The organism is Streptomyces sp. NPDC127092, from assembly GCF_042722475.1.
GTDB lineage: Bacteria > Actinomycetota > Actinomycetes > Streptomycetales > Streptomycetaceae > Streptomyces.
Genome location: NZ_JBHXFE010000060.1, coordinates 1 through 21207, shown reverse-complemented (window position 1 = coordinate 21207; position 21207 = coordinate 1). Strand labels below are relative to the sequence as shown.

The following is a 21207-nucleotide window of genomic DNA, read 5'->3' as shown; positions in this document are numbered from 1 at the left end:
GAAGGAGGATCAGGGACGGACGTTCTTCTGCCAGTCCAGGGACGAGCCGGACAGCGCCGCCTCGGCCAGCGCCTTCGCCGACGTCGTGCTCAGCGCGGCGAGGGAGGTGTCGATCCAGTTCTGCGTGAGGGCATAGCCCTGCTCGCGGTACTCGACGGCCTGGATGAGGCATTCGAGCTTGTCGGCGTCGCGCGCGACCTGCGCCTCCAGCGTCTCGCGGGCCTCGTACTCGTCGACCGCCGCCTGCACCCCGGCCCGGACCGCCGGGTGCGCGTTGACGACCTGGTCGGCCGTCACCTCACCGTTCTCGGCGGCCTTGATGTACCGCCGGCCGATGTGCGGGATGTCCCCGATCCGGGTCTCCTGGCTGTCGTGGAAGGTGCACATCAGCGCCACCCTCCCCGCGTCGGCACCCTCCATCATCGCGAGGATCGACCCGATCGCCGCGACGCGGAAGGAGTGCTCGGCGACCGACTCCGGGTGGGCGTTGCCGGTGAACCACCAGCCGGTCCTCGCCACCTTCTTCAACACGCCGAGCTCGGAGATGAAGCTCGCGGTGCCCCGGGCGGTGTCGCGGGCGGTGTCGTCGTCGGCCATGAGGGTCCTCCGTACGTCAGCGGTTGTGATCGAGACCGTAGTGGACCCTGCCCAGCTCCCGCCGGGATCGTGCCGACAGCTCCGCCCCGTCCAGCAGCTGCGCGGTCCGCTCGCGCAGCGGGCCGGCCAGCGGCCCGGCGGCCTGCGGCAGCCACGGGAAGCGGACCATCAGCACCCACAGGGTGTGGGCGTACAGGTCGACGTACCCCGGCGCCACGTGCAGTCCGCGGGCGAGCCCCCGCAGCAGGGTCACCGGATCCCAGCTGGCCAAGGCCCGGTCCGCCATGAACGAGTCGTCCGGCTGCGGGGTGTTCATGGCGCCGACCCAGTACGCCCAGTAGTTCAGGTTCGCCGCCTCGGCGACGTCGTCGTCCACCAGGGCGCGGTCGATGAAGTCCAGCAGCGGCTGCGGGTCGCCCTGGCGGGCGAGCGCGGCCGCCGTCGACCGGGCTCCCGCCCAGTGCGCGGAGAACCCCCGCCGCGCGAGACCGTCGCGGCTGCGGTGCAGCGCCGCGCGGGTCCACGCGGCCGCGTCCCCGCCCCGGTCGTACGAGGCCAGGTACAGGGCCTGCCGGTGCAGCAGCGCCCCCGCCTCGCCCTGCCGCGCCGCCCGCTCGGTCGCCTCCCGCAGGTGCGCGAAGACCGTCTCGCGCAGGCCCGCGGGAAGGGCTGGGGACGCCGGCGCCGGGCCGCGCCGGACGGGCGGGAGACGACCGGCGAGCGCGGGCGGCGTCGTGCCGGTCAGCGCCCAGGCCAGCATGTGCGCGGTGTCCCGGGTGTGGACCCACCCTGCCAGCGGGTGCGGACCGGCGGCTTCGCCCAGGGCGGCCGCGAGGATCCGGTCGGCGTCCATCGCCGCCTCCAGCAGCCCCACGATCCCGCCCGGAGCGCCGAGCGCGGGCAGGCGCCGCCGCAGCTCCAGCAGCGTCCCGGCCTTCACGTTCGCCAGCGGCCGCCGACCGGACTCCCAGCCCTGCACCGTGCCGGTGTCGACACCGAGCTCCTGGGCGAGCTGGTCCTGCGTCAGGGGCGCGGCCTCCCGGGCCAGGCGCAGCACGAACCCGGCTACGGACGTTGCTCTCGGTGGTAGTTGCCTGCCCATCGCAGGGCCGCCTCCCGGTCGGAGGGGAACTCGTACCCACGGTCAGTGTTACCCCACCCCGGCCGCCCGTACGGTCAACTCCGCAAGTCCCCCACGGGGACCGCCGCCATCGCCGCGTTGACGCCCAGGAGCGAGACCGATGACGCACGCCGACACACCGCCGCCGCGCCGACGCGCTCCTCAGCAGCAGCCCGACTACGGCGTCCCCTCGCCCGGCCTGATCGCCCGCGCCGAAGCCGGACTCGACCGCTTCCTCGCCCGCGTCGCGCTCGACGAGCAGGAGCCAGAGAACCCGGAGCCGTCCGGATGACCCCGGCCACCGGCAGCGGCGAAGACCTGGTCGGCAGCACCGTGCGGGACATCGCCTCCGGCACCGAGGGCGAGCTCATCGAGATCCGCTGCGAGCAGCTGCCCACCCACACCGGCACCTTCACCTGGACCCGCCGCGCCTACATCCGTCCCGCCGGCCAGACGGTCCCGCTCGCCACCGCGCCCGGCAACATCCGCCCGCCGGTGGCCCGCTGAACCGCCGTGTTCCCGGGGTGCCCCGCAGACCCCCGGGGACACGGCCACCACCCGAGCACCACCGACGAAAGGGAAGATCCGTGAACACTGCAACCGCACTTCCCGCCCCCGCCGACGTCGCCGCGCGGGCCCGCGAGATCCACACCGCCTGGCAGGCCGACGCCGAGATGCAGACCGTCCTCGACGGCTGCGCGAAGTACAGCAGCGAGTGGGACGACTTCTACGGCGGCCCGCTCATCAGCACCTACAGCGTCGCCCGCGACTCCGCTCACCTCCTGGACGCCGCCCTCAAGGTGATGGCGCTCAAGACCGCCGTCTACGAGCTCACCGACGACGAGCTCCTCGCCGAGCTGCCGGTGCCCGTGCCGGTCGACGTCACCTGCCACGCGCTCACCGCCCAGTTCACCGCCCTGTCCCGGGTCCAGCAGCGCACGGGCCGCCTGTTCGTGCACTCCACGGTGAACGAACAGATCAACGCCACCCCGTGGGACACCGGCGACTTCACGCACCAGGCGTACGAGGCCGCCTTCGGCCCGGTCGACGAGCGCTACTGGATCCCGGCCGCCGAGACCGAGCGGCGCCGCCGGGTCCTCGACCGCGCATACGCCACCATCGGCATCACCGACCGCGGAATGACAAGCGCCATCGACTACGCCGCGGCGTAGCCTCCGGCACGGGCTCCGGCTCCGTCCTGGGCGGCGGCGCGATCCGGTCCGGCTCCAGCCCCACCTTGTGCGGGTGCACGCACGCCGGCGTCCGATCCTCCAGGGTGTAGCGGAAGCCGTCGGCCGGGTCGAAGGGGCACTCCCACGAGGGGCGCGAGTACACCACGAACCCCTCGCGCGGCAGCCGCTTCGACGGGCAGATGCCACATGCCGGATGGTCCTCGCCCTGGGCGTACGGCTCGCTCATGACGGCACGGTAGCGAAGCCCGGGCACCCGCCGGGGCCGGAACACCCGAACGAGGACGGCGCTCACCCCACAGCGGTACGGGGTGAGCGCCGTCGCATGTCACGCCGCATCAGGCCCGTTAGGTCTAACAGGGTCAACCTGCCGAACGCGCCGTCCCAAAGACGTGCCGCACGCTCGCGTCCGCCGCTGCCGGAGCTCCGCCGTCAGGTCCTCCGCGGAGTCCTCCACGCCGTGGTGGACGCCTCCCACGTACCGACGTGTCCGCTTCGCAGGTCAGCCTGCCCCCAGCGCCACCGCCAACCGTGTGGTCGTGCGCCAACTACAGGGAGAGGGCAAGGCAGTGGAGACGAGAACGGCGGGGGTCTACCGGGAGCGGGCGGAACGCCGGCGGCGCACGCGGGGAACGGGCGAGGCCCGCGGCGACGGGTGGCAGCGCACCGAGGAGGACGAGAAGCTGCTCCGGCTGGTCACCCGGTACAGCACGCTGACGCTCCACCAGGCCGCGTACGCGTGCTGGGGCGGGCGGATCGAGGCCGCCCGGCGGCGAGTGCGACTGATGGCCGAGGCCGGGCTGCTGCACCGGAGTGCGGACGTGCGCTGGGCGCGGACGATCGTGTGGCCCACCGAGCGCGGCACCCGGATCGCCGACACCGGCCTGAGCGCCCCGCGGCCGCCGGGCGAGCGCCTGCTGCACCGCCTGGCCGTCGCGGACGCCGGCATCCGGCTGGAGAGCGAAGGGCACACGGTGCTCTCCGAGCGGGAAGTGCACGCCGCCGAAGCCGTGCCCGGCCGCGCGGCGCAGCTCCTGTCGGACCTCGGCGTGCACCAGGTCCCTACCGGGGCCCGGCGCGGGGAAACGCTCGCCGTGCCCGTCGGGGCCCACGCCGTGCACTGGCCCGACCTCGTCGTGGTGCTGCCCGGCGGCCGGCTCGCCGCCTTCGAGGTCGAGCTCACGGCCAAGCCCGCGGCCGCCCTCCGCGCGATCCTGCGCGCGTACAAGCAGGCCCGGCGCCCGGTGGCCTACCTCGCCACCGAGCCCGTCGTGCGCCAGCTGCAGGGCGGCCCCGGCCCGGACGGCCGGTGGGCCGACGGCGTCGCCCAGGAGCTGGACCTCCTGCCGCCGGGCGGGCCCGACCCAGGCGCCGGCGGACACCTCCGGATACGGCCGTTCACCGCCGTCGACCCGGCCGTGGCCCGCCGGGCGGAGCTGCAGGCCGCCCGGCTACGGGGTGGATAACGCGCAGCTCAGGCCCGTTGCCACCCCGGTAGCCAGCCGTCAGCGTCAGCCGCCGCCGCGCGCGGCCCGCATCGCCTGCAGCGCCGCCGTGAACTCGGCGTCGTCGAAGACCTGGAGGAACGGCCGAAGCTGGACCGGGCACTGCCCCACCAAGGAGGCGGCGAACTCCAGCACCAGGGCCTCACTGCGCGACGACCGGGTCACCGGCGACCCGGTGAGCGTCAGCAGATGGCCGACCGCGTCCCAGTCGACGCTGGGGTACTTGCCGCTGCGGTCGAGCAGCGGCCGACCGGCGGCGGCCTCGAGCTCCTGGTCCTCGGCGAAGCGCCGCAGCCAGTACCCGTCGCGGTGGGCTCCGAGGAACCGGGTCGCCGCCAGCATGTACTCGTTGCCCACGTCCCGCAGCAGCTCCTCGGCGAGCTGCTCGCCCGTCCTGCCGTCGACCATCGTCGTCACCCGCTTCTCCGTTCCTCCGGCACCCGGGACCGTGGTGGCCGGCCCCGCCGCCTCACTGTGCTCGGCCGCCGCCTCACTGTGCTCGGCCGCCGCCTCGCGGCCGCGCTCCACACGCCGGGCGATCCCCCGGACGCCCTCGACCACCGCCAGGCGCACCCACGGGTCCTCCGCCAGCGCCCGCGCCGTGTCCATCCACTCCATCGCCGTCTCCCTCGGCTTCCGGGCACTCCGCCCGCGAAGGGCGAACTGCCCCTCACCCCCTCTGTGGAGAGGGGCGGTGGAAGACAGGAAGGAGGGGAGGAGATTTCTCCGGAGGCCGCTCCCGGGGGCGTCGGGCCGGAGGCGCGGGCGGGGGCGGCTTCTCCCGGGGAGACGGCTGTCCGGAGAGGGGAGGCGGGCTGTCCGGGGCCTGGGCCGCTCCCCGGCTACAGTCACGCGCAGGGGCCGGAGCCACTGGCATTGGCTCCGGCCCCTGCTGTCGAACCGGGTCGGTCAGTCGAGGTCCTCGCGCGGGGCGAGGAGGGCGAAGTAGATCTCGCGCTGCTGCTCGGTCAGCTCACCGTCGAGGGCGAGGGCCTGCCGCAGTGCCCGGAGCGTGGCCTGGGGCGGCACGTCCCACCGGTTGCGGGCCTCGCGCATGATCTCGCCGATCTGCCAGTGGGCCGACTCGGGGTGGTGGCGGATGTACCAGTCCAGCATCTTCCCCACCGGCACCGTCAGGTTGAGGTGCCACCACTTGTTCTCCCGCGCCTCCTGCAGCGGCTCCTTCCGGCGCTTCGCACCGCGCTCGTTCAGGTCGATCGACTCGGCGAAGTCGTTGAGGATCGCCTTCCTGACGGTCGGGCCCAGGATGTCGGTGGGCAGGATCCGGTCGAGGCTGACGGCGACGTCCCAGGCGAGCGCGTCGGACACCTCGCGTACGGACGTCTCGTTGCGCTGGCGCAGGATCCACCGCTTGCGCACGTCCGGCCGCCCCCACAGGGTGCTGTGGAAGTCGGCGGCGAACCGGTCGCGCACCGCGGCCGCGCCGGGCGAGAGGTTGTCGGGGTCGCCGGCGGACATGGTCGCCTTGATGCCCTCGTAGGAGCGCTGGCGGGCCTCCACCCAGTCGTCGGCCACCGCCCGGGCCCACTGGTCGCGGCCGTTCACGCTCGCCTGCGGCTGGGGGACCTCGCTGTTGCCGCGCGAGATGTAGGACCGCAGCGTGGAAGCGGTGATGCCGCCGAGCTCCGCCATCTCCGGCACGCCGAGCAGCTGCGCGCCGCTCAGCTCGGGGCTGGAGACGTCGACGACGCACTGCTCCAGCGGCCGGGCGCCGTCGCGCTCCTGGTGGCGAGCGGCCCACAGCGCCAGGTGGTCGAGCCAGTTGTCCGGGGCCGGCGCCTCGGGGTCGAAGGTGGTGACCTTGCCGACGTACGCCTTGGCCGGGTCGGCGCGGCCGTCGAGCATGTCGGCGGCGCTGACCGTGACGGCGGCGCGGGCCTTGCGGCGCTCGTGGTCCTGCTCGACGGGGTCCCAGACCTGACCGGGCCGGTACCAGGTGGTGCCGTCGAACCAGTAGCCGCCCGCGCGGAACAGCAGCTGGTCGCCGGACCACATGCTGTGCTGCAGGGCGGTGTCGCCGTCGCTCATCAGCAGCACGGTGCGGCCATGGACGGGGTGGGAGCGCACCGACCAGCCGAGTGCGTGGTTGAGCGGGTCGGTGGTGAAGGCGTGCCAGTCGTCGTCGCCGCTGCGGTCGTTGGGGTCGAACCGGCCCCACATTCCGCCGCCCTCGTGGCGGCCGACGGCCTCGATGGCCTCCGGCCCCTCGTCGAGGGGGATGTGGGAGTCGTCGACGAACGGGAGGCCCGGCACTGGGTGGTCGGTGCGCAGCCCGTTGGCGAGCGGTCGAGGGGTACCCAAGTTTGATTCCTCTTTCCAGTCTCGGCGTTGCACGTCTTGTGCAACGTCCCACATCCCCACTTCTACACGACAGACAACCCTCTTCGTGCAGCGAATTCCGGCCAACCTCCCGGACGGGCGTCCGTGATTCGCGGACGGGTGGGGTCGCGTCGGATAACCTCTCCTTATCCGACGCGACAGAACGGGACATGACGACCCGTCGACCGACGCGTCCCGAAGTGAGGGAGAGAACCCCACCGTGAAGTTCGACTTCTCCGCCGTCCCGGCCATCCCGGAAGACCGGGCGTTCACCGTCGACCAGCTCACCCCGCAGGACTACGCCGACGTCTGCGCGTTCCTGGCCGACCGGCTGCGCGAACTGGAGGACAGCGGCCAGGACGCCGCCGCCCGGGCGCTCAGCATGGCGCTGTCCGTCCAGACGGACGCCCTCGGTCCGAACTTCCGGTTCGCGGACGACTACAGCGACGACGAGCCGGTGCCCGACAACTGGCTGAGCGAGCGGATGAACGCCTGGAACCAGCTCGTCTGCGTGCTGTGGGCCGGGTGGCACGACGCCGAGGGCTACGACCGCACCCGCTGGACGCTGGTCTCCTCGCGCCGCTCGAAGACGGCTGCGGTGGGGGCTCCGTGAGCACGGCCGCCGATATCGCGCTGGTGCCCGTCGACCTCCTCGGCGGGCACCAGCCCGTTGCACCTCTGGACCTGGCGGCCGCCGAGCGCCAGGCGCTCATCGAGCGGTGGGCCGAACGCCACGGCGTCGACGCCGCCCGCCGGCTGGCCGAGGCCGAGGACCTGGCCGACGCCGTCGCCGCCGAGATCACCCCGGACAACACCGTTGACACCTACGACAAGAGCTGGCGGGTGTGGGAACGGTTCTGCGCCGCCGCCGGCCTGCCGCAGCTGGAGGGCAGCCGGGGCGCGCTGGTGGCGTTCGTGACGTGGATGCTGCGCGAGGGCCAGCAGAACGGCAGGGGCTACGCCCCGTCGTCGGCCTCCACCCACTTGGCGGCCGCCGTCGTTGGGCTGCGCCAGCGCGGCGTGACGGTCTCCGGCGACGACCAGGCCGAGGCCCGCGTCGCCCTGGAGGGCCTGGCGGTCAAGCTCCTGCAGGCCGGGGAACGGCGCGGCCGCGGACAGGCGGTCGGCGGCGACATCGACGGCCTGCGGGCCATCGCCCGCGCCTGCCCCGACACCCTCACCGGCGACCGGGACAAGGCGCTCGCGCTCACCGGCTTCCACTACGCCAGCCGCTCCCAGGACCCGGCCGGACTGCTGACCGGCGACGTCACCCTGCACCCGCGCGGCCTGGTCGTCGCCGTGCTCACCGGCAAGACCAAGCACTCGGTGCGCAACGCGAAGATCCGCTACGCCGACGATCCCGAGATCTGCCCGGTGCGTGCGTACACCGCGTACCGCACCCGGCTGGTCGCCGAGCACGGTGAACGGTGGGCCGACCCCTCTACTCCGGCTTTCGTTGGTATCGACCGGTGGGGCCACGTCACCGGCGGCATGGTGCCCGACTCCGTCACCCGCGCCATCAAGCGGATCTCGACGAGGGCCGGGGTGCCGATCGCCTGGACCGGGCACTCCCTGCGCATCGGCCTGGCCTCCGTCGCCCGCCGCGCGGGCCGCGACGGCATCGCCATCGCCGACCAGGGCGGCTGGGCCCGCCACTCCCGCTCGATGCTCGGCTACATGCAGCGCGACGACGGCTGGGACGACAACGCCTCCGCCGGCCTCGCCTGACCGCACACAGCTCAGCCCCGGTCAGACCTGTTGGAACCAACGGGTCCGACCGGGGCTGAGCTGCGTCGTGGGCAGAGCGCGATTGGCCAGCCGCCATAGAGCGGCACAGACAAGTAGTCGGCGGCCGATGCCGGAGGGAATCGCGTCGAAGGTGCTGGTCACGGCGGTGTTCAAGGCCCGCGCTGGGAAGGGGCGATGTGACCGAGGGCGCGACCCGGGATGCGACCCGGGCCGCGACCCAGGAGGGGACCTAGGAGGCGACCCAGGGCGCGACCCGCGGGCCCGGGTGGTCGCCATGACAGCCCCGGGTCCTGACGTGACGTCGACGTGGACGCCCAGCCCAACGAGGGGCGCCCGACCGGGTCACGCCGCCCGGTGCCGGGCGCGCGCCTCTTCCTCGCTCTGGCCGATCGGCCGCCACGTCCACTCGCTGGAGGGCTGGTCCAGCAGGCGGGGCAGGGCCGCGACGTCGACCCGCAGTCGGATGCCCTGGATCCGCTGCTGCAGCGCCTTCGCCCGCCGGTCCAGCACGTCGGCGTCGTTGCTGCCGCCGAGGACCAGGCGAACGACGGGGAAGATCGGGCTGTCCGGGTAGCGCTGGCGCCACAGCGACTTCGTCGAGCCGATCGTGCCGCGCTCGCCCTCGAAGTAGGTGGCCTGGCTGTACGCCTCGTACGCCCGGAGCTTCAGCGCGAGGCGGGACAGCGACATGGTGAAGCGGTCGAGCTCGAGGAACTCGGCCTCGGCGCCCCGGCCGGGCCGGTAGAGGACGGCGTCGGAGACGACCCGGCGGACCTTGTCGATCGTGTGGTCCACCTCGACCTCCCAGTCGAGGATCGGCCCGCCCCACCGGACGATGACGTCGGTGACGGCCAGGCCGTGCGGGGCGAGGCCCGCGGCTATGGCCCGCTCCCCCGTCGCGGCGTGCGGGCGCATGACGACGTCGCCGCCCTCGGCAACGGCCCGCTGGCCGGCCGCCGTCAGGTGCCAGACCTTCTCGCGGCCGTGCTGCCCGTGGTCGACCAGACCGAGCGCCCGCAGGTCCCGCAGCCCGCGCAGCGCGTAGCCGACGCCGAGGCCGTTGTTGGTGACGACGGCGGCCAGCTGGGTGGCGGTGGCGATCCGGACGCGGGACAGCGTCAGCATCAGGTGGCCTCGGGTACGGGCGGTCGAAGCGAGCTTCCTCGGAGCTGCAGGAGTCCCCAGGAGGGCTGGGATAGAGGTGTCCTGCTCCGAAGCGGCCCCCTTGACCGGCTTCTGACCTGCGGTTTCGTCCCGTCCGTCGGAGTCGGACGCAGGACCGGAGGCGGCACTGGGCGTGGCACCGTCGGCGGGCGGCTGACCGGCCTGGTCGCGTGCAGTGTCCTCGTGGTCGTCGTTGCTGTTGTCGTACACGGCGGTGCTCCTCGGAGCCATCGCGGGGCCTCGGGCCGAGATCCCCTATCGCCTTCTACAGGTGTGGAAATCCGGCTCCGTGTGACACCCGCCGTCAAGGAACTTCGGCAGGCGCACCATCGGGACGGTCAGTGGAGTCGTGGGGACGGGCCGCGCCCGGGGTAGAGCAGCACGCCGAGCAGGCGGTGGAGGCCGCCTGCAAACTTGCCGACGTCGCAGGACCGGGCGGCTGGAGCACGGCGGCCGCCGAGGACACCCTCGACGCGATCGACACCCTGACCGAGGCCCTGAGCGGCGCCGATCCGGAGCTGGCGCAGGCCCTCGCCGCCGTGGCGGCCGCGACCAGAGGCGCCCGCCGGCGCCTGGGCATCGCCGCCGACGACCAGGAGAAGCAGCCGCCCGCCGCAGCGATGGTGCCCGCCGCGCGCAGGCCCCCGAGGCGGCGCGGCCTCGGCCCGGGCTTCCAGGGCATCCGTGCGGGCCGCTGACGGCCGTACACGACGACGGGCCCCATTAGACCTGTTGGGGCTAACAGGTCTTACAGGGGCCCGTCTGCGGTTTCGTGAGCGGGTCTGTCAGCGGGTCTGTCGGGTCTGACGGCGGGTCTGTCGGCGGGTCTACCGGGCGTCGGGCACGGCAGGCCGGTGGCTACTGGGGGCCTTCGCCGGCCCCCAGACCCCCGCTGCCCCGGCATTCCGCAGCGCGGGACGGCATCGCTCGGGCCGGGCGCCGTTCGCGCTGCGAAACACCGGGGAGGTGCTGTCCGTCCGCGCTACGGTGGGGGTGGCCGCACCGCGTCGGCCCGACTCCGAGCCGCCCCGCCCACGCCGGGACGGCGCCGAGGACAAGGGGCTTGAGCCTCACGCGACGTCAGCACCGCCCCGTAGGGCTCCTCGTGGTCCACCGACGCCACGGCGGCCGACGCGTGGGGCCCGCCGCCGGGAGAGCGACCGGTCCATGACCATCGACAAGCACGACAAGCGCGCCGCCCGCGAACTCGCCGCGCGCGAGGGCATCTCGTACACCGCCGCCCGTCGACGCCTCACCACCGCGAAGACCGCCGCCGACGACCGCCAGGACGAGACGCCGGCCCCGGCCTCCACGGAGGCGCCCCGGTACTGGGTGAAGGAGTCCACCCGGCGCTACGCGGAGGAGCTGCGCAGCACCCCGGGCACCGCGTCGGCGGACGGGCACACCGGGTGGGAGTGCGACGAGGGCGCCTCGCTGATCGTGGAGGCGAACACCCCGGGGCCCGGGAAGCTCGGCACGCACCACGGCGTCATCTACGCGTGCGCCGCTCACCGGGACGCGGCCGTGGAGCGCATCACGGGCGGCGGGTACGACGTCGACCCACGCCCGGCTCCGCCGGGACACCGGTGGAACCCGTGGCCGTGCGGCCACGTGACCGCGCGCAACGCGTCCCTGGCGTCCCTGACGGAGCAGACACCGCAGTAGTACGGGCCGGGTGCCCGGCCTCGTCAGACGGCGGGACCGGGCACCACGACGGGTCAGCTGGGCTCGATGCCGAGCCACCGCCACCGTTCCGACGCGGCGCCCTTGGCCGGGTTCGGCGGGACGAAGCCGACCGGGTACGGGGCGGTGCGGGGTGCGCGGCCGGGGGCGGTCTGCAGGACTACGTGGTACGCCCCGGCGGGCCTGCCGTCCTCGCCCAGGGGCCACAGGCCGACCAGGTCGGTGTCCCCGTCGGTCGTCTCCGCCCAGACCTCCAGCTGCGGGCCGTCCTCGCCGTCGGTCTGCTGCCAGGTCACCCCGAGCAGCGGCCATCCGGCGGCCGGCTCCCCGGCGATCGCGGTGACCGCCTCGATGTCGTCGGCGAGCTTCGCCCACACCCTGGCCCGCTGCTCGGCCGCCTCGATCCGGCGCACGTCCTCGTCGTTCTGGACGCTCTTGCCGTACACCCGCCGCGCCATGTAGTCGGCGTGCTCCGCCATCTCCCGCAGCTCGGCGGGCGTCTTCCCCTCCGCCTCGGCGCGGGCGTTGGCGGTGACCTGCCGCATCAGGCCGGGACTGGTGTAGGTACGGGTGCCGTCCGGCTGGGTGTGCAGCTTCGCCTCGTGCTCCGCGTAGTTGCCGGTCGAGCGGGCGAAGGCTCCGCGCAGCTGCTCGGCGGCGAGCCGGTACATGTTCCGCAGAACCGGGCGGGAGCCGACCGGCTCGCCCGCGGCCGTACGCGCCTCGACCTGGGCGTAGTCCTCCCACAGGGCCTTGGCGGTCAGCTCGCCGCTGTTGAAGGCGGCCGGGTGCAGCCATCGGCCGTCGGCGGCGCTGCGGAACCCGTCGTCGGGCTCCAGCGTGCCGTCGACGACGCGGCCGATCGGACGCCCGGCGTAGTCGACGACGGACGCCGCGAGCTCCTCGGCCCGCCGGCGGGCGGAGGCTTCGTCGTACCCGGCGAGGAACTCCACCCGGAAATGGGCCCGCCAGTACGTCAGCTTGACCCCGTCGGGCAGCGGCCCGCGCTCGGCGTCGAGCTCGGACACCCACCGCCGCCAGTCCTCCTCGCTCAGCCCGCGCCCCTGCTCGATCATGCGTGCGGCCCGCTCCAGCGTCTGGCAGTAGTCGGCGACGTGCGCCTGCTCCCAGGCGCCGTAGTGCTCACCGCGGGTGCCGAGGAGCGCGAACACGCCGCGCGGGTAGTCCGCCTCCAGGCGCCGGCGCTCGCCCTCGCTCAGCGCGCCCGGGTCGAGCGGCGCGAGCTCGCGGCGGTACCCGCGCTCCACCACCTCGTCCGAGGACGCATCGCCGATCTCCCACGTCTGGTGCAGCAACGCCTCGTCGCCGCGCCGGTGGAGGGGGCTGCGCATGTACAGGGCGAGCCGGTGCCAGGCGTCGTCGGCGTCCAGGGCGGCGGCCCGGGTCTCGATGACCGCGTTCCAGATGCGCAGCTCCCGGCCGGCCCGCATCCGCTCCCACTGCTGGACCTCCTCCCACTCCTGGCGGGCGCGGCGGGTGTCCCAGTCCCAGTCGTCCTTGTCCGCGAAGGACTCGGCGTGGGCCTTCGCGTCGGCGACTCCGAGCGCGTTGAGCTCGGCCGGGGACAGCTCGGCGGTCTCGCGGCGCAGCGCGGTGGTGAACTTCTCGCCCTGGCGGGCGGCGGCGCGGGCCTTCTTGCCCGCGGTGCTCTGCTTCTTCGGCGACATGGCGTACTCCGTGACGCGGCGGTCCCCCACGCTCCCGCCGGCCGTGTACGTCGAGGCCACAGGCAGGTGTTCTCACTCCGCGGGCCCCAGGAGACCTTGGCCGACTGTGCCCCGGGCGGCGTGGGCGCGGGAGGCGGCGGCGAACGGCGGTACGCGTCTAGCCGTACCGAGAACCGTAGCGCCCGCCGCCGACATTGATGCCGATATCCGGATCCCGGTGGTCGTGGCCTCACCGCACGGCTTGTACGGCGGGCGGTCGGGAGTGTCAGGAGGGAGAGGCCGCGGTGGGGGTTTCGGGGGCGTTCTGGGAGAGGGCGAGCCGGAGGCGTTCGGCGAGGCCGGCGAACTCGTCGACCTCGGTGCGGGCGCGTTCGCCGTGGAGCTCCTGGGCGGTGAGCTCGTCGAGGACCTGGTCCCAGCTCTTGGCGTTCGGTCCGTAGTGCTCGGGGAAGATCCGCGCGAGCCACCAGGCGGCCGCCCGCCAGTCCGGCCGCAGGTAGCGCACCTGACGCTCCTCGACCTCCAGGCCGGTGACCGGGTCGGTGTAGGTGCGCACGCGTTCGTCCAGGACCAGGCTCCCGGCGCCGGCCTGCAGGACACGGCCCAGGGCCCGAGTGGCCATTCGGGAGCGGGCGAGCTCCACCCGCCGGTGCAGGTCCACGTACGGATCGTCGCGCGGGTCGGCGGGGTCTCCGTCCTCGCGGGCCTCGGCGGCGGCGCGGCCGCGGGCGATCCAGCGCGCGAGGGTGGCCCGGGAAACCCCGGCGGCTTCGGCGGCCAGGGCGGTGTTGGCCCCGACGGCGGAGGCCCGCTCGATGGCGTCGATCCGTTCGGGGGTGAGCAGGCAGGGGCGGCCGGGGCGGCGGTTGTTCGTTCTCATGACGGCGGACCGTACGGACGCCGACCGCTACCGTCGCGGCCTTATCGCGCGTTGCGCGACAGACCCACGCGTGCGCGTGCGCGAGGGGTCTTACCAGCGGGTTGGGCCCGTTGGGGACAACGGGTCTAGATCCATTGGGTCCAACGGGTCGAACATCGTTTGTCCTGCGGCTTCCCCGAAAGGCTCCGTTCCGGGCCGGTGTCCGGATCGGAGCATAGGCAGGCGGTACGGTCGGGGCGTGAACCGTACGGGAGCGCCGAGGACCGGCCGATGAGGAGCAACACATGTCGATGACCGTCTTGGAGCCGCTGCCTGCCTCCGCGCCGCGGCTGGACGTGGTGAACGACTGGCGCGTCGACGAGCTGATCCCGTACCTGGAGGAGTCCCAGGACGCGATCGAGGCCGCCATCGCGAAGCTGCTGGGGTACCGCGAGGACGCCCGCGCGCAGTTCTTCGTCCCGCCGACTTTCGTCTCGCCGCCGGCTCCGCTCACCGGCCACCGCACGTACGTGGTGGTCAACCAGAAGGGCGGCGCCGGGAAGACGACGACGTCGGTCGAGCTGGCGGCCGCGTGGGTGGCGATGGGCTACACCGTCCGCATCATCGACGCCGACCCGCAGGACGCCTCCGTGACCCGGACGTGGCTCCGCCCGGACTACACCGGCATCCCCGAGAACGAGCGGTACACGCTCACCGACGTTCTGTACGGGCGCCAGCCGCTGGACGAGGCCACGTACGAGACGGGCATCAAGGGCCTGTACCTGGTGCCGTCCTACGAGCACCTCAAGCACATCGAGCTCGACCCCCGGGCCGCCCGGGACACCACTCTGCGCACGGCGATCCGCCGCTCCACGGCTCCGGTCGACATCACGATCATCGACGGGCCGCCGGAGCTGGGGAAGCTCAGCGTCAACGGCCTGGTGGCGGCGGACGAGGTCATCCTGCCCCTGAAGGTGAGCACCCTGGACAAGGCCGCGCTCAAGGAGCTCAAGAAGACGATCGAGAGCGTCCAGGAGGAGGAGAACCCCGGCCTGGTCGTCGCGGCCACGGTGATGTCCGACTGGAGCATGTCGAATCTCGTTCCGCAGATCGCCGCCACCATCCGCCGGGACTACCCCGGCGCGGTCATCGCCCCTGCCCGCCGCAACGTGAAGGCCGCGATCGCCCCCGCGCACGGACTGCCCCTGCGCGCCCTGTTCCCCGATGCCACGACCGCGCTCGACTACGCCCAGCTCGCCCACATCCTCCTGCCCGTGAAGGAAGCTGCCTGATGCCCAAGATCGGATCCGGACCCGCCAACGGCAACCCGCCGGCGAAGACCGAGACCGGCCCGGTCGGCGGCAGCGGGATCCTCGGCAAGCTGATCGGGGCCGGCGGCCAAGTGCCCGGCGGGAAGTCGAAGGTCCCCGCGTACGTGACCAACGAGCTGCTGGAGCGGCTGCGCGACACGGTCGTCGGCCTGCAGCGGGACCCGAACGTGGAGACCCCGCCGGTCTCCCTGTCCTCGTTCGTCGAGGCCGCCATCGCGCTCGCTATCGAGGAGGCGGAGGAGCAGCACAACGGCGGCCGCCGCTACCCGCCGAGGCCGAACGCCAGGCTCAAGACCGGTCCGCCGGTCTCCTGACCCCTTCCAAGCGCAGGGCCCCGCCAGATCATCGGCGGGGCCCTGCCGCGTTCTTGCTGAAAGCCGACCACCCGTGCGGGACGGCGGTGCAGGGTGAGCCCATGACGACTGACTCGACGCCCCAGTCCTTCACTGCCGCCCCGAGCGGGTGGCGCCTCGCTTTCGCCGACCCGGAGCAGCGGGACATCACCGTCGTCCCCATAGTGGGCTGGCTGTCTCTTCCTGCCGGGGCGGAGTCCTGCCTGCCCGGCTCACCGGTCGAACCCGTGGTCCTCTGGGACAACGTGGGATCGCCGCACATCGAGACAGCCCTGGAATTCCTGGAAGGGAACCCCGAGATCCACGTCCACCAGGTCCTCGCCCCCGGCTTCGACGTACGGAACCTGCCCGACGGATGGAAGATCGTGGAGTACGGCGACCAATGACCTCCCCACGCCGAGGGGCAGGGCCATGTGGGCACGTCAGCGCCGGTTGGGGCTGTTGGTTCTAATGGGTCTAATTCCTGGTTCGGGCCGTGTGGCCGCCGGGACGTGGCTACGGTGCGATCCGTGAAGAAGAAGCCCGACGTCCTCGACGAGGTGCCCGAGCTGCAGGAAGCGGTCGAGTCCGCCTGCGCCGCCGCGCCGTCCGAGGCCCGAGCCCGGCAGATCCGTGCGCACGCCCGTGAGCTGGTCCGCGCCTTGAAGCACCCCGACCACCCGCTCGACGTCGACGCGGACCTGGCGGACGTCTTCGGCTACGACGCGCTCAAGGCGTACGAGCGCCTGGCCCTCGTCGGCGAACTGCGCGACCGGGGCGGGGTGAGGCCCACCTCCGAGGCCACGGCGAACGTCCGCTCCGGGGTGATGGTGCTGCTGCAGCGCGAGCTCGGCCTGGAGGTCGTCCACCTGCGCCCGCAGGAGGAGCAGCCCCGCAAGGAACCCGTCGACGTCGACCGGCGCGAACGGATGCGCACCAGCCTGCAGACCGTCGCCGACTACATCGGGCGGCGCACCCACTGGACCGCCGAGGGCGGCCTGCTCACCCGCGGCTTCCCCCGCTGGGTGCGGATGCTGGCGATGTCCTCGGTCACCCTGGACACCGGCTCCCGCGTCGGCGAGCTGTGCGCGCTGCGCCTGGAGGACCTCTCCCCCGCCCTGACCGAGGTCCGCATCGTGCGCCGCCCGCAGAACGCCCGCCCCGACGACCCGGTCTCCGTCGAGATCTACCCGCTGCGCCGCGCGACCCGGGCCGCCCTGATCCGCTGGTTCCTCGTCCGACGGCTGCTGATGGTCGATGTCACCGGCAGCGCCGACGCCGTCTGGGTGTCCGTGCGCGGCAACCACGGCGGCGACGTCGACGAGGAGAGCGGCCCGCAGTACCGGCCCGCCGGGACCACCCTGCAGCCGCGCGGCGCCCAGCGCGCCTACACCGCGGCGGTCGCCAAGGTGAACGGCGAGCTCGCCGGCACCGAGGGCTGGAGCCCGCTCCCGGAGCGGATGGAGCAGCTGCGCCGCGGCGTCGCCGCCCCCGAGCTCCACCTCGTGCCGCCCCGGCCGGACGCGGAGAGGGCCGCCGTGCTCATGGAGCGGCTGGCGAAGGCCGGCCGCAAGCTCGCCGCGCTGCCCGACGCCAAGGACACCGCGACCTCCGGCCGCGCTGCCCGGGATGAGGCCCGCGAGGTCCTGCGCGAGGCGTGGCGGCTCGGCGTCGAGCACCAGGTGCAGCTCGACGTGCTGTCCGCCTCCGGCCTGTTCGCCTACGACACCCCGCGCGCCGGGTGGGAGCCCGAGCTGCTGCGGGCCCTGGACCGCGCCGCCCGCCTCGCCCCGCTGTAGACCCGTTGGGTCCAACAGGTCCAACCGGCCCCGCCCGCCCCGGCGAGCGGGGCCTTCGCCTGTCCGCCGCGAGACCGAAGCGCAACGCGCTGACCTGTGGAAAGGAACATCCGTGGAACCTATGAGACCGTCCAACGCGTGCGCGCGGGGGCGAGTCCCACGGGGAACCGGCGGCGGGGCCGGCGCCCGGCCCGGCAGAATCAGCGGTTCGTTCACGCCCTTGGGGGAGCCATGCAGGAACTCCGCTTCGACGACATCCGGTTCACGACGGCGGTCAGCAGTGACCAGACGTGGCTGCGCCCCACGCTGGGCGGCCACGAGCTGAGTGTCCAGCTCGCCGTCGGGGTCTCGCCGTTCGAGGAGGCAGGAAAGATCCTCGCCCTGGAGGCGGAGCTCTTCGGCTTCGGCACCGCGCCGGCGCAGCGATCCCGGCTCGGCCGGATCACGGCGAACCTCGCGTACACCCCCGTCGTCACGCGCCACCAGGTGAATCTGGTGTTCCCGCTGACGTCGCTGCAGGTCCACGCGATCGAGGAGGCCCGCAACGGCGACGTGCGGTTCGAGATCGACCTCAACGCCACCCTCCCGCAGGCGACCGGATACCCCGGGTGCGCCCAGGCCACGGAGAACATCACCCTCGCCAAGAGCACCTGGGAGCAGCAGATCGCGCAGCTCGGACCCTCCGCGGCCTTCGAGATGGCCGTGCCCTACCCGCTCGGCGACCCCGAGCGCGCCGAGGTCGGCCGGCTGCTGCGGGAAGCCCAGCGGCTGCTGACCACCGGGGAGATCCGGGCGTCGATCCTGGAGGTCCGGCGGGCGCTGGAGTGGATCCAGCACCACGTGGACTGGGACAAGCCCGGGTCGAAGAAGCTCGCCAACCAGTGCAACCAGACCGAGCGCTGGTGGCGCATCCAGGACGCCCTCTACAGCCAGACGTCCGGCGCCATGCACAACGACCCGCTCACCAAGGACTTCCTCTACGACCGGGCCGAGGCGGAGACGCTCCTGGCGATGACCGCCGCGCTGCTGCGCAACGTGCCCGCCGTCCCGGGCGCCCGCCCGTGATCCGGGCCCACCACCGGCTCAAGGGCGGCGCCGCCCAGCTCGGCGCCGCCGGCCCCGGCCGGGCCGGGCCGTTCGGCGTCTGGCCCGCCGACGACCACCAGGACGACGAGGACCAGGACCACGAGCCCGCCGACGAGGCGGGGGAGACGAGGACCGCATGACCACCGAGGACCGTGGCGTCGCCGGCCCGTACATCGAGTACGACGGGCTGCCCGTCCTGCACGGGACGGAGGTGAAGCTGCCGCTGATCCACCCGTACGCCCTGGTGCCCGCCTCCGGCCGCTACGTCACGCCCGGCGGCGGGCGGCTGACCATCCGGAAGGCGGAGGAGAAGGCCGCCCACCTGCGGATCACGCTGGACCACCTCGGCTGTCCCGCGCAGTGCACCGAGGAGAAGGGCGCCGCCTACCGGCGCCTCGCTCTGGCCGTCGAGGGCTACTGCGTCGCCGCCGGGTGCCGCCACCACCCCGCGTTCTCGGACGGGGTGCTGCGCTGCTTCGAGGTGCGTATCGGCGCCGTCCCGCTCGCCGTGTTCGTGCGCGCCGTGCTCGCGGTCGAACTGGGCGACCTCAGCCTCGCCGACCGGCTCGTCGAGGAGGCCGAGGCCCGGTTCGGGCCCGTCCGCCGGGCGGAGGAGCTGGACGCGGAAGACCAGGCAGAGGCCGGTTAGACCTGTTGGACCCAACGGGTCTGACTGTGGAGGGGCGGGGTGTGGCCGTCGCGCGAGGGCGGACGTACGGTCCGGTTATGGACGACAGCGGCCCCGTCCCGCGCTGCCGGTGGTGCGGGCAGCCGTTCCCCGAGGGGGCCTCACCCCGTCGACGGTACTGCGCCCGGCCGCGCGGGTGCCGTGACAAGGCGTACCGCGACCGGCGCCGCGCCAGGCAGGCCCAGCCCGCTCGGGGCGCCCTGGCCCGCGCCGGGTACGGCCTCGACCGCCACCTGCAGAAGGTCCGCGAGGTCCTGCTCGACTCCGTGCTGGGCGAGGACGCCTGGCCCGGCGTCTTCGCGCTGGCGGCCGCGGGCATCGAGTCCCGCGCGCAGGACCTGGTGCGCGTGTGCGTCCTCGAGGAGCGCGCCGCCGGCACCTCCTGGGAGCAGATCGGCCAGCCCTTCGGCATCAGCGCGGACGCCGCCCGCAAACGCTGGGGCCAATGGGCGCTCGCCCCGCACCCCGACGACGACCCGCCCGGCGACGGTTGAACCCCGTGAACCGCACCGTTCCACGGGCGGGAGGGCAAACCATCGCAATACAGGGCAGGGCGGGCGGGGCGCGCAGGGTTCCACGGTTTCCGGCGCAAGCCTGTGACCTGGGAAAAGAACACTTCGTGGAACTTCGTGGAACCACTCCACGCGCGCGCGGGTCACGAGGCGCCCCCCTCCCGCCGGGCAGCGCCCTGTCCGCGAATCGCGGACGTGACGGCGCAGGTGGGAGCGGGTTGGACCTGTTGGGGTCAATGGGTCCAGTTCTCGGAGGGGGCGCCGGTTCCGTGGCGGGCGGCGAGGAGTTCGTCCAGGAGCGCCAGGACCTCGGTGCGGGCGGCCGCGGCCGGGGTGCCGGCGGCGGGCAGCTCGCCGTCGACGGGGTCGAGGATCCGGCGCAGCGCCTTGAGCCGGGCGGCGAGGGCGGGCCCGTCGAGCTCGCGGTGCCAGGAGGTCAGCCGCTCGGCGGAGGCGGTGCGGGCCAGCCGTTCCCAGCCGTCGTTCAGGCAGGCGAGGGACCACACGGCGGCGCGCAGCCGCGGCTCGTTGGCCCGGCACCAGGCGTCACCGGCGCGGTTGCGGGCCCGCGCGGCGCGCTGGCGCTCGGGGTAGCGGTCGCCGCGGTAGCTGGCGGCGTCGCGCTCCAAGCGGACGAACCGGCTCTCGGCGCTGGAGCGGGAGGCGAGCCCGAGGTGGTCGGCGATCTGCTGCCAGGAGGCCCCGCGCTTGCGGGCGGCCCGGGTGAGGTCGCGTTCCAGGGTGTCCAGCGCGGCCCGCGCCTCGTCGAGCTGGGTGAGCGCGGCGAGGACGTCGTCGGCCGGCACCTCCGCCCGCTCCTGGTCGTCGAGGCCGTACCGGTCGGCGGCCGCGCGCACCGCGTGCATCACGCGGACCGGGTCGATCCAGTCGCGGCCGCCGCCGTACTTCGCCAGCAGCAGCGCCTCGGCGTCCACCAGGAGCTGCTCCCGGTCCTCCGGGTCGATCTTCGCCATGGCGGGCAGCCTGCCACCGCACCGGCCGTGTCCGCGAATCGCGGACGGCGAGGCCGCGATGTTCAGTCGCTGAACATCGCATATGCGGACGATCTACCGCAAAGCACCGGCTGACCTGCACGGACAGCCCGCACCCCGGGCCGGAGGATCTTGCGGAACAGGCCCGAGAAGGGGCGTGAAGGGGGCATGGGGCGCCTATCTCGCCATCCCCGTCGGGGAGTGCCGATCAGGCTCTGAGAGCCGCACAGGGCCGCTCAGGGACGCGCCGCCGTGCCCTTCCAGGCGCGGGCGTAGCCCGTCCTTTCTGCTTGGACCTGCACGTTCGACCCAGCGGAGGGCCCACGGCGAGGCCCCGTCACCCGAATGGGTGACGGGGCCGAGCTCCCTCCCTCTGGGCTATTAACAGGCCCTTGCGCTAGTTACTCGCCGGTGTTGTCCGGCGCATGACCTGCCGTTTCCGGCCATCCGCCGTCCCGGGCCGGGGGTCACGACCTCCACCTCCAGCGTGAGGGGGTCAAGATCATCCGCGCGGGGACGGGGCGGAGAAGTGCTCTGAGCTGGGGTGATGGGTACGGCACCGGCCGCACCCA

The 21207-nt window shown here is 73.6% G+C and carries 24 protein-coding genes; 16 read left to right on the top strand and 8 right to left on the bottom strand.

The genetic code is table 11. From position 1 onward, the window contains the following. Positions 1-9: 9 nt before the first annotated feature. Together ACFWJO_RS34150 and ACFWJO_RS34145 are read right to left on the bottom strand one after the other, a co-directional pair. Positions 10-597, bottom strand: coding sequence for an HD family hydrolase (locus ACFWJO_RS34150; RefSeq protein WP_386871572.1), 588 nt, complete (start codon positions 595-597; stop codon positions 10-12). Between the two features lie 16 nt (positions 598-613). Next, positions 614-1654, bottom strand: coding sequence for a multiprotein-bridging factor 1 family protein (locus tag ACFWJO_RS34145; protein WP_386871570.1), 1041 nt, complete (start codon positions 1652-1654; stop codon positions 614-616). 184 nt (positions 1655-1838) lie between these two features. On the opposite strand from ACFWJO_RS34145, the gene ACFWJO_RS34140 reads away from it, so the two are divergent. The 4 genes from ACFWJO_RS34140 to ACFWJO_RS34125 all read left to right on the top strand — a co-directional run bounded on the left by ACFWJO_RS34140 (position 1839) and on the right by ACFWJO_RS34125 (position 4373). Then, positions 1839-2009 (top strand): hypothetical protein, encoded by a 171-nt coding sequence (locus ACFWJO_RS34140; RefSeq protein ID WP_376429781.1) that lies wholly within the window; start codon positions 1839-1841, stop codon positions 2007-2009. Continuing rightward, positions 2006-2224, top strand: coding sequence for a hypothetical protein (locus tag ACFWJO_RS34135; RefSeq protein WP_386871568.1), 219 nt, complete (start codon positions 2006-2008; stop codon positions 2222-2224). The genes ACFWJO_RS34140 and ACFWJO_RS34135 overlap by 4 nt, the downstream gene beginning before the upstream one ends. 80 nt (positions 2225-2304) lie before the next feature. Next, positions 2305-2889: a hypothetical protein gene (locus tag ACFWJO_RS34130; protein ID WP_386871566.1), complete on the top strand. Its 585-nt coding sequence runs from the start codon at positions 2305-2307 to the stop codon at positions 2887-2889. A 587-nt stretch (positions 2890-3476) separates the two neighbouring features. Next, entirely contained in the window at positions 3477-4373 is an 897-nt protein-coding gene (locus tag ACFWJO_RS34125) for a hypothetical protein (RefSeq protein WP_386871564.1), read from the top strand. A gap of 45 nt (positions 4374-4418) precedes the next feature. Here ACFWJO_RS34125 and ACFWJO_RS34120 read toward each other — a convergent pair whose 3' ends face one another. Then, positions 4419-5030 carry a hypothetical protein gene (locus tag ACFWJO_RS34120; RefSeq protein ID WP_386871562.1) on the bottom strand — a complete coding sequence of 204 codons (612 nt, stop codon included), beginning with the start codon at positions 5028-5030 and terminating at the stop codon, positions 4419-4421. A gap of 291 nt (positions 5031-5321) precedes the next feature. After that, on the bottom strand, positions 5322-6734 hold the full coding sequence (locus tag ACFWJO_RS34115; RefSeq protein ID WP_386871560.1) for a hypothetical protein: 1413 nt from the start codon (positions 6732-6734) through the stop codon (positions 5322-5324). A gap of 238 nt (positions 6735-6972) precedes the next feature. On the opposite strand from ACFWJO_RS34115, the gene ACFWJO_RS34110 reads away from it, so the two are divergent. Together ACFWJO_RS34110 and ACFWJO_RS34105 are read left to right on the top strand one after the other, a co-directional pair. Continuing rightward, the gene (locus tag ACFWJO_RS34110) at positions 6973-7365 is read left to right on the top strand and encodes a hypothetical protein (protein ID WP_386871558.1); all 393 of its coding nucleotides are present in this window, start codon (positions 6973-6975) and stop codon (positions 7363-7365) included. After that, the gene (locus ACFWJO_RS34105) at positions 7362-8480 is read left to right on the top strand and encodes an integrase (RefSeq protein ID WP_386871556.1); all 1119 of its coding nucleotides are present in this window, start codon (positions 7362-7364) and stop codon (positions 8478-8480) included. The genes ACFWJO_RS34110 and ACFWJO_RS34105 overlap by 4 nt, the downstream gene beginning before the upstream one ends. Before the next feature lie 363 nt (positions 8481-8843). Here the strand turns inward: ACFWJO_RS34105 and ACFWJO_RS34100 are convergent, their stop codons facing one another. After that, positions 8844-9626 (bottom strand): replication-relaxation family protein, encoded by a 783-nt coding sequence (locus ACFWJO_RS34100; protein WP_386871554.1) that lies wholly within the window; start codon positions 9624-9626, stop codon positions 8844-8846. A gap of 380 nt (positions 9627-10006) precedes the next feature. Here ACFWJO_RS34100 and ACFWJO_RS34095 point away from each other — a divergent pair, with 380 nt between their 5' ends. After that, positions 10007-10363 (top strand): hypothetical protein, encoded by a 357-nt coding sequence (locus tag ACFWJO_RS34095; protein WP_386871552.1) that lies wholly within the window; start codon positions 10007-10009, stop codon positions 10361-10363. 469 nt (positions 10364-10832) lie between these two features. Beyond that, positions 10833-11330, top strand: a complete 498-nt coding sequence (locus tag ACFWJO_RS34090; protein WP_386871550.1) for a hypothetical protein — start codon at positions 10833-10835, stop codon at positions 11328-11330. Between the two features lie 53 nt (positions 11331-11383). Here the strand turns inward: ACFWJO_RS34090 and ACFWJO_RS34085 are convergent, their stop codons facing one another. Next, positions 11384-13036: a hypothetical protein gene (locus ACFWJO_RS34085; RefSeq protein WP_386871548.1), complete on the bottom strand. Its 1653-nt coding sequence runs from the start codon at positions 13034-13036 to the stop codon at positions 11384-11386. Positions 13037-13301: 265 nt separating this feature from the next. Further along, positions 13302-13916 carry a hypothetical protein gene (locus ACFWJO_RS34080; protein WP_386871546.1) on the bottom strand — a complete coding sequence of 205 codons (615 nt, stop codon included), beginning with the start codon at positions 13914-13916 and terminating at the stop codon, positions 13302-13304. Between the two features lie 284 nt (positions 13917-14200). On the opposite strand from ACFWJO_RS34080, the gene ACFWJO_RS34075 reads away from it, so the two are divergent. The 8 genes from ACFWJO_RS34075 to ACFWJO_RS34040 all read left to right on the top strand — a co-directional run bounded on the left by ACFWJO_RS34075 (position 14201) and on the right by ACFWJO_RS34040 (position 19625). Then, the gene (locus ACFWJO_RS34075; protein ID WP_386871544.1) at positions 14201-15187 is read left to right on the top strand and encodes a ParA family protein; all 987 of its coding nucleotides are present in this window, start codon (positions 14201-14203) and stop codon (positions 15185-15187) included. Next, positions 15187-15540 carry a hypothetical protein gene (locus tag ACFWJO_RS34070; protein ID WP_386871542.1) on the top strand — a complete coding sequence of 118 codons (354 nt, stop codon included), beginning with the start codon at positions 15187-15189 and terminating at the stop codon, positions 15538-15540. Before ACFWJO_RS34075 ends, ACFWJO_RS34070 begins: the two co-directional genes overlap by 1 nt. Positions 15541-15641: 101 nt before the next feature. Further along, positions 15642-15965, top strand: a complete 324-nt coding sequence (locus ACFWJO_RS34065; RefSeq protein WP_386871540.1) for a hypothetical protein — start codon at positions 15642-15644, stop codon at positions 15963-15965. 123 nt (positions 15966-16088) lie between these two features. Continuing rightward, complete coding sequence (locus tag ACFWJO_RS34060; RefSeq protein ID WP_386871538.1) at positions 16089-17357, top strand: hypothetical protein; 1269 nt, start codon at positions 16089-16091, stop codon at positions 17355-17357. A gap of 231 nt (positions 17358-17588) precedes the next feature. Then, positions 17589-18422 carry a hypothetical protein gene (locus tag ACFWJO_RS34055; RefSeq protein WP_386871537.1) on the top strand — a complete coding sequence of 278 codons (834 nt, stop codon included), beginning with the start codon at positions 17589-17591 and terminating at the stop codon, positions 18420-18422. Next, on the top strand, positions 18419-18583 hold the full coding sequence (locus ACFWJO_RS34050) for a hypothetical protein (RefSeq protein WP_386871535.1): 165 nt from the start codon (positions 18419-18421) through the stop codon (positions 18581-18583). Before ACFWJO_RS34055 ends, ACFWJO_RS34050 begins: the two co-directional genes overlap by 4 nt. Next, complete coding sequence (locus ACFWJO_RS34045; protein ID WP_386871533.1) at positions 18580-19092, top strand: DUF6420 family protein; 513 nt, start codon at positions 18580-18582, stop codon at positions 19090-19092. Before ACFWJO_RS34050 ends, ACFWJO_RS34045 begins: the two co-directional genes overlap by 4 nt. A 77-nt stretch (positions 19093-19169) precedes the next feature. After that, a complete protein-coding gene (locus tag ACFWJO_RS34040; protein WP_386871531.1) occupies positions 19170-19625 on the top strand; it encodes a hypothetical protein in 456 nt (151 codons plus the stop codon). Between the two features lie 251 nt (positions 19626-19876). On the opposite strand, the gene ACFWJO_RS34035 is transcribed toward ACFWJO_RS34040, so the two are convergent. Then, positions 19877-20617, bottom strand: coding sequence for a hypothetical protein (locus tag ACFWJO_RS34035; protein WP_386871529.1), 741 nt, complete (start codon positions 20615-20617; stop codon positions 19877-19879). Positions 20618-21207 lie beyond the last annotated feature (590 nt).